The sequence below is a fragment of the Nocardioides sp. NPDC127514 genome, from assembly GCF_040302125.1.
Classification (GTDB): Bacteria; Actinomycetota; Actinomycetes; order Propionibacteriales; family Nocardioidaceae; genus Nocardioides.
On record NZ_JBEORF010000006.1, the window covers coordinates 114,471 to 131,635 of the forward strand.

Here is a 17,165-nt window from a genome sequence, read left to right on the forward strand (position 1 = left end):
GGGCACGGTCGCGACGCCGGTGAACCTACTGTGTTGCGACGAGACCGACTCCAAGGCGGGAGACATCGTCGGTCTGGTCGATGTGGTCTGCCGGAACGATCGTCGAGGTGATCGCGGTCCAGCATCCGGGGCAGCAGAGCTGGCGGAAGACGATCTGATCGTCCACGTAGTGCCCTGGGTCGGAGGTGACCTGGGGCCCGGCGTCGGTCGATGGCCCGTCGTAGATCGCGAGGCCGAGCGACACGTCGCGGGTGACGTCGGCCAGGCCGAGACCGCAGTGTGCACAGCCGACCGTGTCGCCGGCGATGACGAGGTTGTCGTCGATGCGACGCGCTCGGGTCGTGTCGAGCGTCCCGCGGTCGCGGGGCTCTGTCCTCGATCGCTGCCGTCGCTCGTCACGCAGCTCCGCTCGCCGGGTCGTGGTTGCCGCTTGGTCGACCTCGCCATTGGCGAGAACGACGCCGTAGACGGTGGTGGCGGCGGCGGGGCTGACCTTGTCCTCGACGACGTCGTGGAGGACAGCGTGCGGGTCGCGCAGCAGAGGATCGCCGTATCCACCGCCGCCCTGCCAGTTCATGTAGAGCACCTCGCCCGGCGCGAGGTAGGACTGCGCATAGCAGTTCCCGATCTCGACATCGCCGCCGAAGTCATCCAAGGACTGGGGGATGCGGCCCTCGGCGAGAATCTGTCCGATGTCGACCTGGCGGGCGACGGCATCGAGACCGGTGTTGCCCGGATAGCCGCCCGCGAGGCCGTTGTTCTGCGATACCGCCTTGCCCGCCGAGGCGAGCACGAGACCCGCCGGCTGTGAGGACCCGTGGAGGGTGACAGCCAGCGAGGCGCTCACTCCCCCGCGCTGGCGCCCCGGGCCACCGGAGTCGGGTTCCTCGCGTCGCCACAGGGTGAGCAGTGGGTAGAGGAACTCGGTCATCTCGACGTCGGGGATGCGGCCCATCGGGATGCAGAACAGCCCGCCGGTGTCCATGCCGTCCATCTCGGGGCGGGCACCGAATCCACCGGCCATCGGTTCCATCATCACGTTGAGGAACGGCATCGGTACGTCACCGCGTTCGTCGAGACCCGCGACGACGGCAGTGTCCCACGTGCCACAGCAGGCGGCCTGGACGCTCTTGCCGATGTCGGCGGAGCGGTCGAGCATCTGAGACAGGCACTGGGCAACCAGGGTGCCGGTCAACCACGCTGGTCCGATCGGGCCGCGGCTGACGGCGGCGGGATAGGTGGCGTTGTTGATCGTTCCTTCCTCCGACACCAGGTCGAAGCAGCGCATCAGTCCGCCTGCAGACCAAGGGATGTCGTTGGCGAGGATCGGGAGGAGGGCGAGCATCACTCCGCCACGCATGCCTGCGTAGGTGCAGTTGATCATGCCTGCCTGCGGGTCGGTCCCGGTGAAGTCGAAGGTCAGGTGGTCGTCCCGCTTTGTCATGGCCACGGTGATCTTGTGCACACCGCGGTCACCCTCGTGGGACTGGTCCTGGTAGCCGGTGGCCTCCCAGGTGCCGTCGGGCAGGTCGCTGAGCTTGGTGCGCATCCGGCCCTCGGCGTCTGCCATCATCCGCTTCATGACGGCCTTGACGGTGTCCGCGCCGTACTGGGCGATGACCTCCTCGAGCCGCTTGCGGCCGACCGTGTTCGATCCGACCTTGGCGCGCAGGTCGAGGTTGACCAGCATCGGCACCCTCGAACGGCGGATCCACACGTCGACGACGTCGTCCTGCAGGTCGAAGTCCTTGACCACCTTGATCGGTGGTGTCGGCAGGGCCTCGGAGAACACGTCCTGCGCCGCAGGGCTGAAGGAGCCGAGCCCGACACCACCGAGGTCGGGTTCGTGGCAGATGGCGCTGGTCCAGGCGAAGAGCTTGCCGTCGTGGAAGACGGGCTGGAAGACGATCACGTCGTTCTGGTGGAGTCCGCCGCCGACCCAGGGGTCGTTGCAGAGGAACATGTCGCCCTCGCGGATGCCGGGGTTGTGCGATCGGTTGCGCAGCGTCCAGTAGATCGCCAGGTCGACGGCACCGGCGAGCATCGTGTTGTAGAGCCCTACCTGAACCTCCTGGCCGAGCTCGTCGCAGATGGCGAAGTCGAAGTCGTTGGCATCGGTGACGATCGGCGACCCGGACATGCGCTTGAGCGCTTCGCCCATCTCCTCGGTCACTGACCAAAGGCGGTGCCGGACGACCTCGTACGTCAGGGGGTCCAGGTCATCGATCTGAGCCTGGCTGACGGAATGGACCTTCAAGGAGTCCGGCAGGCCTGCCGCGATCTCGTCGAGGTCCGTGGGACGGCTGGAGAAGTGCTCCGAGCCGGGAATCTGCATCGTCATGTCAATTCCTCTTAGTTCCTGGTGATGATGGTCAGGTTGCCGAGGTGGTCGACCGTGCCGGTCATCTCCGGCGGTACGACGACGGTGGTCGTGGGGACCTCGATGATCGCCGGCCCGACGATCCGGTGGCCCGCACGCAGCTCGCGGTAGTCGTAGACCGGGGTGTCGACGTACCCCACGCGCGGGTCGAGGCAGACCTTGCGGGTCGCGTGGAGCGCGACGGACGGGTCGGGTTCGGCTGCGGAGTCCACCTTCGGCAGGGCAGGTGAGAACGGCAGGACGCCGGTGCCGCGGACGCGGAAGGTGATCGCTTGGACGCCGGCAGCGCTGAAGCCGGTGCCTTCGCCGAAGAGTTCGGCGTAGCGCTGCTCGAAGTCGGCCATCACCTGGGTCATCGCCGCCGCGTCCAGCGCGCCGGCCGGAACCTCGACGGCGACCTCGGCGAGCTGCGCGGTGTAGCGCAGGTCGAGGGACCGGACCAGCTCGATCCGCTCGAAGTCGAGGCCTTGCCGTTCCAGTGCGGCCTTGACCTGGTGCTCCAGCGAGGTGAAGTTCTCCATCGCGCGGGCCGGGTCGAGCGGCATCTGCCCCGGGTCGGAGAGCTCGGAAGCAAGCACGATGTCGGAGGAGGCGAGGCCGTAGGCGGAGAACGCGGAGGCCACGGGGCCGAGCGGCACGATGCACTCCTTGACACCGACCTCGGCAGCGTAGAAGCCGCAGTACGCGGGACCTGCACCACCGAAGGCGTAGAGAACGAAGTCGCGCGGATCATGGCCGGTCTCGACCACTGTCTTGCGCAGCAGGTCGCCGGTCTGTGCGTTCTGGATCGCATAGATCGCGGCAGCGGCGTCCTCGATGCTGAGGCCCAGTGGCTCGGCGATCTTCACGCGGATGGCTTCACGCGCTGCCTCGACGTTGAGCGCCTTTCGCCCGCCCAGCAGGCCGGCCTCCGGGAGGATCCCCAGCACGAGGTTGGCGTCGGTGTTGGTGGGCTCGGTGCCACCGGAGTCGTAGCACGCGGGTCCAGGCACCGACTGCGCGCTGCGCGGACCGACCTGCAGGTTGCCGCCCTTGTCGAGCCAGGCGATGGCGCCTCCACCGGACCCGATGGCGTGGACCTCGAGGGTCGGCACGTTGATCGGATGGTGGTTGATGATCGTGCTGCTGGTCCGCACCGGTTCACCGTCGACGACCAGACCAACGAGGAAGGTGGTCCCACCGACGTCGGTGGAGATGATGTTGCGGTGTCCCAGCTGCTCGCCGAGCGAGACAGCACCGACCACGCCACCGGTGAGCACCGAGCCCACCGTGCTGATGGCCGTCGCGGGTGCTTCCGCGGCGGCGATGGCGCCACCATTGCTCTGCATGACGAGGAGCGGGCCGACGAGGCCGTGCTCGCGGAGCCGACCCTCGAGCGAGCCGAGGTAGTCGCGCAGGCCCGGGCCGATCTGGGCGCTCATCACTGTGGTGGAGCTGCGGGCGAACTCCCGGATCCGGGGGCTCACCTCAGAGGAGAGGGAGACGAACATGTCCGGGTCGATCTCGTGGACGATCTCGCGGATCCGCTGCTCGTGGGCCGGATTCTTGAAGGACCACAGAAGGGAGACGGCGATCGCCTTGACGTCGGCATCCAGGAGCTTGCGGACGGAGGTACGCACCGACTCCTCGTCCAACGGAACGATGACCGCTCCGTCGCGGTCGATGCGCTCGATGACCTCCAGTGCGTGCCGCTTGGGCAGAAGGCCGTGGTCCTTGCTCTGCCCCAACACGTTCTGGAGCTGGTCGGGTGATCCGCCGAGGTAGCGGCCCTCGACGTTCATGATGAAGATCGAGTCGCGGTGCCCTGCAGTTGTCAGGAAGCCGACTGGAGGCACGTTGCCCGTCACCAGCGCGTTCAGCGACGACGTGGTGCCGTGGGCGATGTGGTGCGTGTCGGCCAGCATCTGCTCCACCGGCATGCCGAGCTGCTCGGCCAGCACCCCCAACACGTCCATGACGCCTTGGGAGTAGTCGGGCGGCGTCGACGGCGCCTTCGCCGCGACGATGTTCCCTGTGTCGTCGTCGAGCACGGCGTCCGTGAAGGTTCCGCCGACGTCGACACCGATGACGTAAGCCATGAGCATCCTCGTTTCGTTGTGTCCGTAGTCACAGACGCTAGAACGCTTCGACAGTAACGTCAATAGGTTGACGCATGCGTAAATCAGAAGCTGCTTGTCGCCGCTCGTTCTGGTCGGTCGCGACAACGCGTCGGGCCCCGCGTTGTCGCGGGGGCCCGACGAGAGGTGGTGAGACCTGACTGCTCAGCCGCCGAGCAGGTCCTCGAGGTGGTCGAGATCGCGGCGGATCAGTCGCAGGACGTCACGCGGCTCCGCGCGAGTGGTGGCGCTGCCGTCAGGGTTGACGAGCGACGCCACTGCCATGTCGGCCAGTTGCTCGCAGATCAAGTCGAGGTCGTTGCGCTCGTCGGGGTGATACCACCAGGCGACCCAGTTGTTCATACCCAGCAGGCCGAGCGCGGCCACCCGCGGGTCGACAGGCCGAAACACGCCCTGCGCAACCCCGTCCTCGATGACCCCGGCCATCGCCTTCAGCACGGCGCGACGACCGGCCGTATGCGTGGTGGCGATGCCCTCAGGGAGGTCGGCCTCGGACCGGATCAGGAGCTGGAACCGCGATGCGCTCTCCGCCTGGCGGCGCACACTCATGGCGACGATCTCGTGCACCTTGCGGGCGGCATCGATGTCGTCGCGGTCAGCTATCGCCTGGATGCCAGCCGCGGAGTCCTGAGTGATCTCAGCGACCAGCTTCGCCAGGAGCTCGTCCTTGCTGCTCACGTAATGGTAGAGCGCCGGCCGAGTCAGCCCGACGGCGTCGGCGATGTCCTGGAAGCTGGTCCCAGCGAAGCCACGTTCCGCGAACAAGCGGGTGGCGTGATCGTAGATCTCCTGCTCGACCAAGCCGCGACGGACACCGGGTCGTGCCGGATCGGCATCCTTGACGGCCTTGGTCTTCGTGCGGGGTTTGCTGGTGCTCATGACGTGGATGTTATCGATTTTACGGTCATGTCAAGCAGAGTGGCGCGTCATCGCAGCTCGAAGAGTCCGGCTGCACCCATGCCGCCGCCGACACACATGCTGACGACGACGTACCGCGCTTCACGGCGTCGCCCCTCCAGGAGCGCATGGCCGACCATGCGGGCACCGCTCATGCCGTACGGGTGCCCGATGGCGATGGCTCCCCCGTTGACGTTGTATCTGTCAGGGTCGATTCCGAGGCGGTCCCGGCAGTAGACCGCCTGGGAGGCGAAGGCCTCGTTGAGCTCCCACAGGTCGATGTCATCGATGCTCAGGCCGTGTTGGCGCAGCAGTCGCGGGATCGCGAAGATCGGACCGATCCCCATCTCGTCCGGCTCGCATCCGGCCACTGCCATCCCACGGTAGACCCCCAGTGGTTCGATGCCGCGCCGAGCGGCCTCGCCACCCTCCATGAGGACGACCGCAGCAGCCCCGTCCGACAGTTGCGACGCATTCCCTGCGGTGATCGTCGCGGCATGCCCTGGACGGTCAGGGAGTACGGTCGGCAGGCCGCGGAGGCCCTCGATCGTCGTCGACGGGCGGTTGCCCTCATCGGCCTCGATGCGGAACGGGACGATCTCGTCGTCGAACAGACCTGCAGCCTGCGCCGCGGCCGTACGCCGCTGTGACTCGAGGGCATAATGGTCCTGCCTCTCCCGCGTGATGCGGTAGCGGTCCGCGACCGTCTCGGCCGTCTCCAGCATGCTCACGTAGATCGCATGCCCTCGCTCCGCGAGCCAGGCGTCCCGTGCGCGGTAGGTGTTGCGGTGTTCGTTCTGCACCAACGAGATCGACTCGACGCCGCCTCCGACCGTCACCTGCATGCCGTCGACGACGATCTGCTTCGCAGCGGTCGCGATCGCCATCATGCCCGAGGCGCACTGCCGGTCCAGGCTCATCCCTGGAACGCTGGTCGGAAGTCCCGCTCGAAGGGCGGCCTGCCGGGCGACGTTGTAGCTGGACGTACCTTCCTGCATGGCGCAACCCAGGACGACGTCCTCCACCTCACCGCCCTCGACCGACGTGCGGCCAAGGGCGGCGGCGATGGCGTGCGCCGCCATCCCCGGCGCAGAGACTCCGCTCAGCGCGCCCCGGTATGCCTTTCCGATCGGCGTCCGCGCGGTGCCGACGATGACAGCCTCACGCATGGGTACCAGTCCCCGAGGCCGGGCTGGTGCGCTTGGCGCCGGGGATGGCGAGAATGACCAGGCAGCCGACGAGCGCAGGCGCCGCGTACGCGTAGAACTGGCCGGAGGCGGGTAGTCCGGTCGCCAGCAGATAGCCGCCATAGATGGGTCCCAGGACCCCGCCCAGGCGGCCAGCCCCCAGGGACAGGCCGAGCGCCGTCGCCCGGCTGTCGGTCGGATACGAGCTTCCGACATAGGTGTTGATCAAGATCTGGGTTCCGGTGGTGCCCACTCCCGCCACAGCGACAAGGAGATAGACGACAGCGGTCGGCGGATGCAGTGCGAGCAGGGAGAGCGACCCCGCGGCAGCGAGGAACGCCGCGGCGACAACCGGCTTCGAGCCGAGTCGATCGGCCAGGGGCGAGGCGGCCAGGGTTCCGAAGACGGCACCGAGGTTGAGCACGAGGAGAAAGGACAGCGCCGAACCCAGGCCGTAGCCCGCCTTCACCATGAGCGCCGGCAGCCACGCGTTCGCGCCGAACAGCACCAGGAGACACAGGAACGTCGCCACCCAGAAGAGCAGCGTGGTCGCCAGCAGTTCCTTGCCGAAGATGGTGCGCACCTGCGCCCGTCGTCCGGTCGCATCCCCAGCGGCCACGGGGGCAGCCGAGGCGTCGATGCCCTCGATGTCGACGTCGAGGCCATGGCGCTCGATCACCGCACGAGCCTCACCGGCGCGGCCCCGAGCCCGAAGGTACTCAACCGATTCAGGAAGGTGGCGAAGCAGGAGAGGCAGCACGATGATCAGCGGCACCAACCCGACGGCGAACATCACCCGGAAGCCGTAGGCGGGGACGAGGACGATGGCGAGCAGGCCCGCGAAGACGCCGCCGATACCGACGCCGGCGAAGGCGACGGCCGTATTGAAGCTTCGCCGGTGTCTCGGCGAGTACTCGACGATGAGCGCGACGACAGTTGGCATGAGTCCGCCGGCTCCGAGGCCGACGACGAACCGGAAGAACCCGAACTGGCCAGGGCTTCCGGCGACGGCACACAACCCCATCGCGACAGAGAACACGGTCACGCTCAGGACCATGGTCCTGCGGCGTCCGATCCTGTCCGTCAGGGCCCCCGATCCCAGAGCACCCACCAGCATGCCGAAGACGGCGAGAGATCCGAGGAAGCCAGCTCGTTCAGGGGTGAGATCCCAGGCCTGATAGCTCAGCAGGCTCGGAACCACCGTGCCGTACATGATCAGGTCGTAGCCCTCGAGGGCAAGCGCAGCGAAACTCAGCGCGAGAACGGCCCTGGGGGTTCGCCGAACGTTGAGCCCGGCTCCAGTCGCGGTCGTAGGTGTCTGCATGTCGAACTCCTTGGTGTCGACGCAGACCGTAGATCGACTCGACATCTTCGTCAATAGTTTGACTCGCGCGTCAAGAGCCCAGATCACGACGAATTGACGCTTGCGTTGACTTTTCGTCACATGCGTTGAAAGATGGACGGAGACGAAAGGACCCCCATGAACCACGTACGAATCGGCTTGGTCGTCCCGAGCTCCAACGTGACGGTCGAGACGGAAATGCCGGCCATCCTGAACCGCCACCCGCTGGCGAGCTTCTCGTTCCACGCCAGCCGCATGCGGATGGCGAAGGTCTCCCCCGAGCAGCTCGCCGCGATGAACGCGCAGCGCGAGCGTTGCATCCTCGAGCTGGGTGACGCTTCTCCCGACGTCATTCTCTATGCCTGCCTGGTCGCCCTGATGTCTGTCGGGCCGGGAGAGCACCAGCGGGTCGAGGGTCTCGTGGCCGAGCAGCTCGCGACCGGCGGTGCCGATGCGCGCGTGCGCTCGAGCGCAGGGGCCTTGGTCGAAGGGCTCCAAGCGCTGTCGGCGCGGCGCATCGCGCTGGTCACCCCTTACATGAAGCCGCTGGCGGAGAAGGTCGTGGCCTACCTCGAGGCCGAAGGCTTCGAAGTGTCCGATTGGCGTGCGCTCGAGGTCGAGGACAACCGCGAGGTCGGCTGCATCCCCGGTGATCGGGTCTTGGAGGCGGCCCGGAGCCTCGATCTGACTGAGGTCGACGCACTCGTCATCTCCGCCTGTGTCCAGATGCCGTCGCTCCCCCTCGTCGAGGTGGCCGAGCAAGAGCTGGGCGTGCCGGTGCTGTCCGCCGCGACGGCTGGCGCCTTCAGCATCCTGCGGGCTGCCGGACTGTCGGTGGACATCCCCGGCGCCGGTTCCCTGCTGCGCACCGACAACTTGCAGCCCACCACCTGAACCCACGACCAACGGCGAAAGGAATCCGATGAGCTCGCTCTCCGACCAGCACCTGGTCCGTGGCGTCGACCACGCCGCCTTCCCCACCTTCGACCCCGTCGGCACGGTGCGCTTCTACCGGGACACCTTGGGTTTCCCGGTCGTGCACTCGATCTGTGCCGCCGGCTGGGGCCCTGATGACCACCCGGACTTCATCCACTTCTTCTTCGACATCGGCAACGATGACCGAATCGCCTTCTTCTACTACTTCGGCCTGCCTGCGCCCGAGGTGACGAAAGGCGACGTGTACGCCCAGTTCGGAGAAGGGACGCCGGAGTGGTTCGTCCGCTCGCGCCACCTCGCGATCCACGTCGACAGCGAGGACCACCTGCTGGAGTACCGCAAGCGGCTCGATGCGAGCCAGTGGCCCGTCGAGATGCAGATCCAGCACGAGACGATCGAGTCGATCTACACCCATGACCCCAACGGCTACATGGTCGAGATCACCCGTGCACTGCGCCCGGTCACCCCGCAGGAGGACCTTGACGCCAACCTGACCATCGACGCCCTCGTCGACATCGCCCAGCGTCCCGGCGCCGGCATGGACGACCTGCTCGTACGCAAAGCGGAGCTGATCGTCGAGCGCGCCGAGGCATGGCAGGAGCATCAGAAGGCGTTCGTCGAGGACGTACGCCCAGACCAGGTCGCCGGACCGGAAGGGCCGGTGGCGCGATGACCCACCGCCTCTTCGTGCTCGATGTTCCCGAGAACACCGCGATCGCCGCCGTAGCCGAGAAGGTGCCCGGGGTGGAGGTCGACAAGCTCGGTCCGTACTTCGTCATCGCGTCCGAGGACCCCGTCGTGATCGATCGCCGGGCAACCGGCGCACGGCACGCCGTCTGGTACAGCTGCGTCGCCGGCCTCGAGGGCTGCCGCATCACCCAGTGGGACAAGGACGCGCTCCGGATGGAGCGTCGATGACCGGCCCCCGAGCGGATCACGCAGGCACGGCCACGCGGCTCGGCTCCGGCCGCTACGTCGACACGATCGACGCGCCCGACGGAGCGGCGACCTCGGTCCATGAGCTCGTCACGGCTGATGACGCCAAGGTCACCGGCCTGCTGCGGGTGCCTGCAGGCGCGCAGACCGTCGTGACGATCATGCACCCGCGGCAGGACGTCACCCACCACTCGCTCGTGCCGTACCTCCTCCGCTCGGGATACGCGGTGTGGACCCAGGGTTCGCGGTCGCCCAACAACGACCTCACCCTCATCCACGAGCAGGCGATCCTCGACTTCGCAGCCGGGCACTCGTTCCTGCGGTCGCGGGGCCTCGGCGTGGTGTCTCTGGGCCACTCGGGCGGAGGCACACTCGCTGCCTTCTACTGTCAACAGGCCCGTCTCGATCCGGCGCAGCGACTCGCCACGGCCCCATCGGGACGCCCGGTTGCACTGCGCAGCGCCGACATGCCGCTACCGGACGGCGTGGTCTTCCTGGCGCCGCATCCGGGCCAGGGGGCCCTGCTCCGGCGCGTCATCGACCCCTCCGTCGTCGACGAGTCCGACCCGCTGTCGGTCGACCCGGAGCTCGATCCGTTCGACCCCCGTAACGGGTACCGGGCGGCCCCGGAGCCGACCAACTACGCCGCCGACTTCGTCCAGCGCTACCGGAAGGCGCAGCAGCGGCGGCTGCAACGGATCGACGAGATTGCACGTGCCCACGTTGCCGCCTCCGTAGCAGCAAACAGTGCTTTCAGGGACGGTGGCGTTGCCGCTGACCGGCGGCGTGCGCTTGCCCCTCGTTTGATCACGGTCTACCGGACAGACGCAGACCTGCGAAACGTGGACCTCACCCTCGACCCCAACGAACGGCCGTACGGCTCCCTGTTCGGGCGACGCCCGGACCTGACCAACTACGGCCTCGTCGGCTTCGGCCGGCTCAGCACGGCTGATGCCTGGCTCTCGACGTGGTCGGCCAACACCACCCACGCCGACTTCGTCCGCTGTGCTCCGGGGGTCACCGTCCCCACCCTCCTTCTGGAGTTCACCGGCGATCAGGCCTCCTTCCCATCGGACATCGCGGCAATGAGCAATGCGCTGGCTGCGAGCGACCTGACCGTTGATGCTGTGCAGGGCACCCACTTCGGTGGGCCGATCCGTCCCGGCGCGCCGACCGGCACGTCGCTGGCGGCGACGCGTATCGAGGACTGGCTCCGCCAGCGGTTCTGATTGCCGAACGCAGCCGCCGGCCCACGGGAGTTTTCCGTGGGCCGGCGGTTTCGATCTGTCTGCCGTCCGTCTTCGGTGAGGATCAATCCGGACGACACGGGACCCGATCTCCGCGAAGGAGATCGGGCCCCGTGCAGACGAGCGGCACATCACGATGTTGTGCGGACCACCAGGTCGATGCGGCCACTGGCCAGCCCGGCGACGGCATGCTCGATCCAGCGCTCGTCGATCCGCGCCGCAACCACCGCGCCGGTCTCCCGGCGCAGTCGTTCGCCCAGATCGAACATCGTGAGCGTCGATCCGAGGTCGTCCCCGGATCGAAGGAGGACACTGCGCGCGGAGTGGTCGATATCGGTGGCCAGGTGCTTCACCAGGGCGTCCCCTTCCGGACCCCAAGGGTCGCGTACATCGACAACGAGCTCGTGATGGCTGCCCAGCTCCTCGAGGGAAATCGACCGTGATGACCATGTCCGGTCGTCTCGAACCAGGGGCCGCGACAGGATCCACGGGGTTCGGTCGTCGTCGGGCACGTCGGAGACCGCACACCCGGCGTAGTGGCTCAGCCCGCGACGTACGACATCGCCGGCGAGGGCGGCGAAGCGGTCGACGCTCACCTTCCCGGCACGCGTCATATAGGCGATGAGCAGCTGGTCGACAGGGACGTCGAGCCGATCGGGGAACGTGTCCCACCAGCGCATGCTGCGCCGAGCGGTCTCCTGGAGATGCTCGACCGCGGGCCGGCGCTCGGTCTCGTAGCGGACGAGTGCCGACGGCAGGTCCGGCGCGGCCGCCAGGGCGGCGTCGAGTGCGATGCCGTCTTCCATGGCGAGCTTCGTCCCGGAGCCGATCGAGTAGTGCGCCGTATGTGCCGCATCTCCCAGCAGTACGACGTTGTGGTGGTGCCATCGGGCGCACTGGACGGTGCGGAACTGAAGCCAGCGGGTCCGGTTTCCGATGAGGGGGTGACCCTGCAGCTCGTCCTGGAACGCGGCGCTGAGGTAGGCCAGCGACTCCTCGTCGGTCTGGTCGAACGGGGTACGAACCGTCGTCAGGTCGAAGCCGGCTCGGCGCCAGGTCTCCTCGTCCGTCTCGACGAGGAAGGTGCTGCGGTCCGGCGCGTAGGGGTATCCGTGAGCCACGAAGGTGCCGTGCTCGGTCTCGACGGGCAGGAACACGGCGCTCGGGAGAGCGAAGTCGGTTCCGCACCACAGATAGAGGGAATCATGAGTCTCGACGGTGACACCGAATGCGTCTTCGGCCCCTTCCCGGGTCGCGCTGCTAACCCCGTCCGCCGCGATGATCAGCTCGGCGTCGATCTCCGCTGCCGAGACCCGCTCGCCGTAATGCAACCGAACGCCGGCATCCTCGGCATGCTGACGGAGGACGTCCAGCAGGGTGGAGCGACCGATGGCGATGAGGTTGTCGACCGGTAGCAGCGCACGCTGTCCGCGGACCTCCATCGCCATCTCGTGCTGAAACGACCGCTCGACGATCGCGGCCAGACTCTCCGGGTCAGCGGCCTCGAGGTTGCGCTGGGTTCGGGTCGCGAGACCGACACCGAAGCCGAAGGTCTGGTGCGGTGGGCTCTGCTCGTACAGGTCCACGGCGCAGTGGGGATGGCGCAGCTTGAGGAGGCGAGCGACGTACAGGCCGCCTGGTCCTCCGCCCAGGACGGCGACGGAACGCAGTTCCACGGTGATGCCTTTCGGCCGACGACAAGTGTCTCCACGATATGCTTGTTTTACAGCTACGTCAATAACTTGACGCGCCCGTCGATTCCGGTCTACGGTGCAGACTGATGTCGACGGTCACCGGGCCGTCGCGGCGAGATGCCGAGGGGCACAGGATGGGCAGCATCGACTGGGCGGGACGAGTCGTCCCGTTCCCGCAGGAGCTCGTGTCGACGTACCGCGCCGAGGGTCTCTGGGGGACTCTCCCGATCGCGGCCGAGTTTCGCGCGGTCGCCGAGAGATACGCCGAGCGCGACGCGGTGATCACCTCGGAGGGTCGGCTCTCCTATGCCGAGCTCGACGAGCGGTCCGACCGCGTGGCCGCCGGACTCGTCGACCTCGGCCTCGAACCCGGAGATCGCGTCCTGTTCCAGGTCACCAACCGACTGTTGACAGTCGTCGCCTGGTACGCGGTCCTCAAGGCCGGTCTGATCCCAGTGTGCACGCTGGCCGTGCACCGCGCGCACGAGATCGGAACCATCGCCGAGCGCACCGGGGCCGTCGCGCACCTGGTCGAGTCGGGAACCCGCGGCTTCGACCTCGTCGCCTTCGCCGAGGAGCAGCAGGCCGAACATGCCCGGCTACGTCATCTCCTCACGATCGCGGCAGGCGCCGACGGGGCTGGAACTCGGATCGAGGATCTAGGTCAGCACCTGGATGCCGCCACCGCCCGCAAGATCGTCGACTCCATTCAGGCGGGCATCGATCCTGACGAAGTCGCGGTGTTCCAACTGTCGGGAGGAACCACCGGGGTCCCGAAGGTCATCCCGCGCCTGCACGCCGAGTACTGGTACAACGCACGCGCCTACGCCGCTGCGTGGGACTGGGACGAGAGCACCCGCAACGGTCACCTGATCCCGCTGATCCACAACGCCGGGATCGTCTGCGGACTGCACGGCCCCCACAGCGTCGGGGGCGCGCTCATCCTCGCCACCCCCGACCTCTCCGAGGCTCTACCACTCCTCGCGGCTTCCCAGGTCACAGACGTGCTCCTCGGCCACGGCCACTACAACGCCATCCGCTCCCCCGAGTTCGACAGGCTCGCACCGACCCTTCGGACGGTGGTGCTCTCAGGTGCAAAGGTGCCCCTTCCGATCTTCGAGCGTCTCGAAGGACTCGGCATCTGGAGCGGTCAGCTGTTCGGAATGGGCGAGGGGTTCTTCGCGGTCACCCCGCTCGACGCACCCCGAGAGGCCCGCCTCACGACAGTCGGCTCCGGACTCTCTCCTGCAGACACGTTCGTGGTCCTGGCCCCAGGATCCGAGGATGAGGTTGCCGATGGAGAGGTGGGAGAGCTCTGCTGCTCGGGGCCTTACACACTGCGCGGATACTTCGATGCCGCCGAGCACAATCTCGGCGCGTTCACCTCGACCGGGCTCTATCGGACCGGAGACCTGGTCGCGGTGCAGACTTACGGGACCGAACGATTTCTCTCGGTCGAGGGGCGACTCAAGGACGTCATCAATCGCGGCGGCGAGAAGATCAATGCTGAAGAGGTCGAGGTCCTGCTGCTGCGCCACCCCGACATCATCGGCGCTGCTGTGGTAGCCATGCCCGACGAGAGGCTCGGGGAGCGGTCCTGTGCCTATCTCGTCGGACGCGGAGAGCCGCTCTCCATGTCCGACGTCCGACATCACCTCGACAGCCTCGGGGTTGCCAAGTTCAAGTGGCCTGAGCGGCTTGAGTGGATCGAGGAGATGCCGAAGACCGCGGTCGGCAAGATCGACAAGAAGCGCCTGCACGCACAGATCGTGGCTCGGGTCGAGGACGAGCGGCGCTCCCTCGCATGAGCACCCCAGCAGCACTGGTGACAGGGGGCTCAGCCGGCATCGGGTTGGCCATCGCTGCCATGCTCGTCGACCAGGGCTGGTCAGTGACCCTGGTAGGCCGCGACCGCGAGAAGCTGCTGAGCGCCGCTGCCAAGCTTGGCTCCGATCGGGTCCACGTCGTGGCCGCCAACCTGGCGCACGACCTTGCCAGGGATGTGGTCGCCGAACACGTACGCCGTCACGCTCGACTCGACCTCCTCGTCAACAACGCCGGCGCCGGCCTCATCGGCCCGATCCAGCAGAAGACCTCCAAGGAACTCGACCTGGAGCTCACCCTGAACCTCCGCAGCGCCGTGAGACTGATCCAGGAAGCTCTACCTCAACTGAGCGACGCCGCCAGGAGCAACGGCGCGAGCTGGATCATCAACGTCAGCTCGATGACGGCGACCGAGACGCCCCCGTACGCATCGGTCTACTCCGCCACCAAGGCAGCCCTGGTTGCTCTGTCCCGCTCCCTCCACGCGGAGCTCAGCCCCGACGGCATCCATGTCACCGCGCTGACACCCGGACTCGTCGACACCCCCGGCACCAGCTGGGCCCCGGAACACACCCGCGATCGGATGATCCCAGCCGAAGACGTTGCAGCAGCTGTTCGCTTCCTGCTGGGCCAGACGTCTCGCTGCTTCGTGCCAGTCCTGCCACTCGTGACAGCGGGTGCGGGCATGCACGAACTGGTGGACTGGCGCGCGTTGGGTTGATTCGCTCTCGCCAGGTCGCAACCGCAGATCCAGGTGACGTTCAGGACGTCCCACGGTGTGCACCTCATCCACATGGCATGCACCAAGGCCGAACGCGGCGCACGCGACTGACCTGAAGGCGTCAGGCCGACCTCCACCGCTCACGACTCAGACCGTGACCCGCGCCATACGTTTCCGACCGCGAGAGACCTCAATCCTGGTCACACGAGCCACTGAGACCGTCGGGACATGAATTCGGGACAGGAATCGCGTCGGCGAGCTCGGTCCCACCACCTCGAGTTGAGACAACCTGGTTAACCGCTTGACCAGTGACCCGTGTCACATCTATGGTTCCTGCGTAACCGGTTAACCAACGAATGAGGTGTCATGAGCCAGCAGGGCTTCTACCGACCGCAGGGTGCATGGGTGGGCGATGTCATCCCGTGGCAGGAGGACGGAATCTTCCACCTCTTCTACCTGCGCGAGACTCGTCGGACTCCGGCCGAGGGAATGCCGTGGCACCGGGTGGTGACGGAGGACCTCGCCGGTTTCCAGGAGCTCGGTCAGGCCATCGGATCGGGTGGGATCTCGGCTGACGACTTCAACGTCTACACCGGCTCCATCGTGCTGGAGGCCGATGGCACTCATCACGCCTTCTACACCGGCCAGAACCCGGCCAAGACGGGCACGGACGGCCGACCGCTGCAGCTGGTCATGCATGCAACGAGCAACGACGGCATGCGCACCTGGCAGCGGCATCCCCAAGACACGTTCGGCGCCACGGACGGCTACGAGACCGGCGACTGGCGCGACCCCTTCGTCTTCTGGGACGAGGAGGCGCAGCTGTGGCGGATGCTGATCACTGCACGCCTTGCGGAGGGACCGGTCCGGCGGCGTGGCGTGATCGCGCAGTGCGTCTCGAGCGATCTGGTTCGCTGGGAGCCCGCGGAGCCGTTCTGGGACCCCCAGCGGTACGTCGCGATGGAATGTCCCGAGGTCTTCCAGTGGGGCGAGTGGTGGTATCTCGTCTACTCCGAGTTCAGTGACGCCTTCACCACGCGCTACCGCATGTCACGCAGCCAGCACGGCCCATGGATCGTGCCGGAGCACGACACGCTCGACGGACGCGCGTTCTACGCCGCCAAGTCGGCCGGCCGCGACGGCCGCCGCTTCTTCTTCGGCTGGATCGCCTCGCGAGAGGGCACCCGCGACGACGGCGCCTGGCAGTGGGCAGGGACGATGGCGGTGCTCGAGGCCGACCAGCGGCCGGACGGCACCCTCGCGTTCCATCCGACCGACGGGTTGCGCGACACGTTGGACACCGAGATCGCCGACGGCGCCGGGATCGCCGCAGGAACGCACCTGGACGCACCGAGCAGCCGTGCCGAAGTGCTGACCTCGGCCGATGCACCGAGTGCGTTCCGGTCGGTCGTCAGGTTCGGCATCTCGGACGGCACGACCGAGTGCGGCGTACTGCTGCGTGCGAGCGCCGACGGTGACGAGGCCTACGTTCTTCGTCTCGAACCGAAGCGCGGCCGCCTCGTCTTCGACCGCTGGCCCCGCCGGAGCACCGGCACCGAGCAGTGGCAGATCTCGGGCGACGTACCGTTCGCGATCGAGCTGGAGCGTCCCTGCCACCTCGAGCCCGGAGTGCACGAGCTCGAGGTCATCGTCGACGGTGACATCTGCGTGGCGACCGTCGACAACGCGACCGTACTGAGCACGCGGATCTACGACCGCCCGACGGGCCGTCTGGGCGTCTTCGTCGGCGAGGGCACGGTCACGATCGACGCCTTCTCCGTCTTCACTCGCGCCGAGCCGGGCGACGAGCCCGGTTCCCAGGACCACGATCTGGTCGCGGCCGCCACCTGATCCCCTCTTCATCCGCCCGACCCATCCGACCCC

13 protein-coding genes are annotated in these 17,165 nt (G+C 67.4%); 7 read left to right on the plus strand and 6 right to left on the minus strand.

Annotation, left to right across the window (positions count from 1 at the left end):
- Window positions 1-25: 25 nt before the first annotated feature.
- The 5 genes from ABTX24_RS06635 to ABTX24_RS06655 form a co-directional block, all read right to left on the minus strand.
- A complete protein-coding gene (locus ABTX24_RS06635; RefSeq protein ID WP_350838292.1) occupies window positions 26-2,341 on the minus strand; it encodes a hydantoinase B/oxoprolinase family protein in 2,316 nt (771 codons plus the stop codon).
- 11 nt (window positions 2,342-2,352) lie between these two features.
- Complete coding sequence (locus ABTX24_RS06640; RefSeq protein WP_350838294.1) at window positions 2,353-4,458, minus strand: hydantoinase/oxoprolinase family protein; 2,106 nt, start codon at window positions 4,456-4,458, stop codon at window positions 2,353-2,355.
- A gap of 183 nt (window positions 4,459-4,641) precedes the next feature.
- Entirely contained in the window at window positions 4,642-5,376 is a 735-nt protein-coding gene (locus ABTX24_RS06645; protein WP_350838296.1) for a TetR/AcrR family transcriptional regulator, read from the minus strand.
- A gap of 47 nt (window positions 5,377-5,423) precedes the next feature.
- The gene (locus ABTX24_RS06650) at window positions 5,424-6,563 is read right to left on the minus strand and encodes an acetyl-CoA C-acyltransferase (protein WP_350838298.1); all 1,140 of its coding nucleotides are present in this window, start codon (window positions 6,561-6,563) and stop codon (window positions 5,424-5,426) included.
- Window positions 6,556-7,905 carry an MFS transporter gene (locus tag ABTX24_RS06655; RefSeq protein ID WP_160024920.1) on the minus strand — a complete coding sequence of 450 codons (1,350 nt, stop codon included), beginning with the start codon at window positions 7,903-7,905 and terminating at the stop codon, window positions 6,556-6,558. The genes ABTX24_RS06650 and ABTX24_RS06655 overlap by 8 nt, the downstream gene beginning before the upstream one ends.
- A 156-nt stretch (window positions 7,906-8,061) precedes the next feature.
- On the opposite strand from ABTX24_RS06655, the gene ABTX24_RS06660 reads away from it, so the two are divergent.
- From ABTX24_RS06660 to ABTX24_RS06675, 4 genes are read left to right on the plus strand one after another with little or no spacing between them, the layout of a single operon-like run.
- The gene (locus ABTX24_RS06660; protein ID WP_160029092.1) at window positions 8,062-8,817 is read left to right on the plus strand and encodes a maleate cis-trans isomerase family protein; all 756 of its coding nucleotides are present in this window, start codon (window positions 8,062-8,064) and stop codon (window positions 8,815-8,817) included.
- Between the two features lie 28 nt (window positions 8,818-8,845).
- Entirely contained in the window at window positions 8,846-9,532 is a 687-nt protein-coding gene (locus ABTX24_RS06665) for a VOC family protein (RefSeq protein ID WP_160024921.1), read from the plus strand.
- Window positions 9,529-9,777, plus strand: coding sequence for a hypothetical protein (locus tag ABTX24_RS06670; protein WP_160024922.1), 249 nt, complete (start codon window positions 9,529-9,531; stop codon window positions 9,775-9,777). Before ABTX24_RS06665 ends, ABTX24_RS06670 begins: the two co-directional genes overlap by 4 nt.
- Window positions 9,774-11,024, plus strand: coding sequence for an alpha/beta hydrolase (locus tag ABTX24_RS06675; protein WP_350838301.1), 1,251 nt, complete (start codon window positions 9,774-9,776; stop codon window positions 11,022-11,024). Before ABTX24_RS06670 ends, ABTX24_RS06675 begins: the two co-directional genes overlap by 4 nt.
- A gap of 149 nt (window positions 11,025-11,173) precedes the next feature.
- On the opposite strand, the gene ABTX24_RS06680 is transcribed toward ABTX24_RS06675, so the two are convergent.
- A complete protein-coding gene (locus ABTX24_RS06680; RefSeq protein WP_350838303.1) occupies window positions 11,174-12,718 on the minus strand; it encodes an FAD-dependent monooxygenase in 1,545 nt (514 codons plus the stop codon).
- A gap of 152 nt (window positions 12,719-12,870) precedes the next feature.
- Here ABTX24_RS06680 and ABTX24_RS06685 point away from each other — a divergent pair, with 152 nt between their 5' ends.
- The 3 genes from ABTX24_RS06685 (at window position 12,871) to ABTX24_RS06695 (ending at window position 17,132) form a co-directional block, all read left to right on the plus strand.
- The gene (locus tag ABTX24_RS06685) at window positions 12,871-14,544 is read left to right on the plus strand and encodes a (2,3-dihydroxybenzoyl)adenylate synthase (RefSeq protein ID WP_350838305.1); all 1,674 of its coding nucleotides are present in this window, start codon (window positions 12,871-12,873) and stop codon (window positions 14,542-14,544) included.
- On the plus strand, window positions 14,541-15,281 hold the full coding sequence (locus ABTX24_RS06690; protein ID WP_350838307.1) for an SDR family NAD(P)-dependent oxidoreductase: 741 nt from the start codon (window positions 14,541-14,543) through the stop codon (window positions 15,279-15,281). The genes ABTX24_RS06685 and ABTX24_RS06690 overlap by 4 nt, the downstream gene beginning before the upstream one ends.
- Window positions 15,282-15,647: 366 nt before the next feature.
- Entirely contained in the window at window positions 15,648-17,132 is a 1,485-nt protein-coding gene (locus ABTX24_RS06695) for a glycoside hydrolase family protein (protein ID WP_350838309.1), read from the plus strand.
- Window positions 17,133-17,165: the final 33 nt, after the last annotated feature.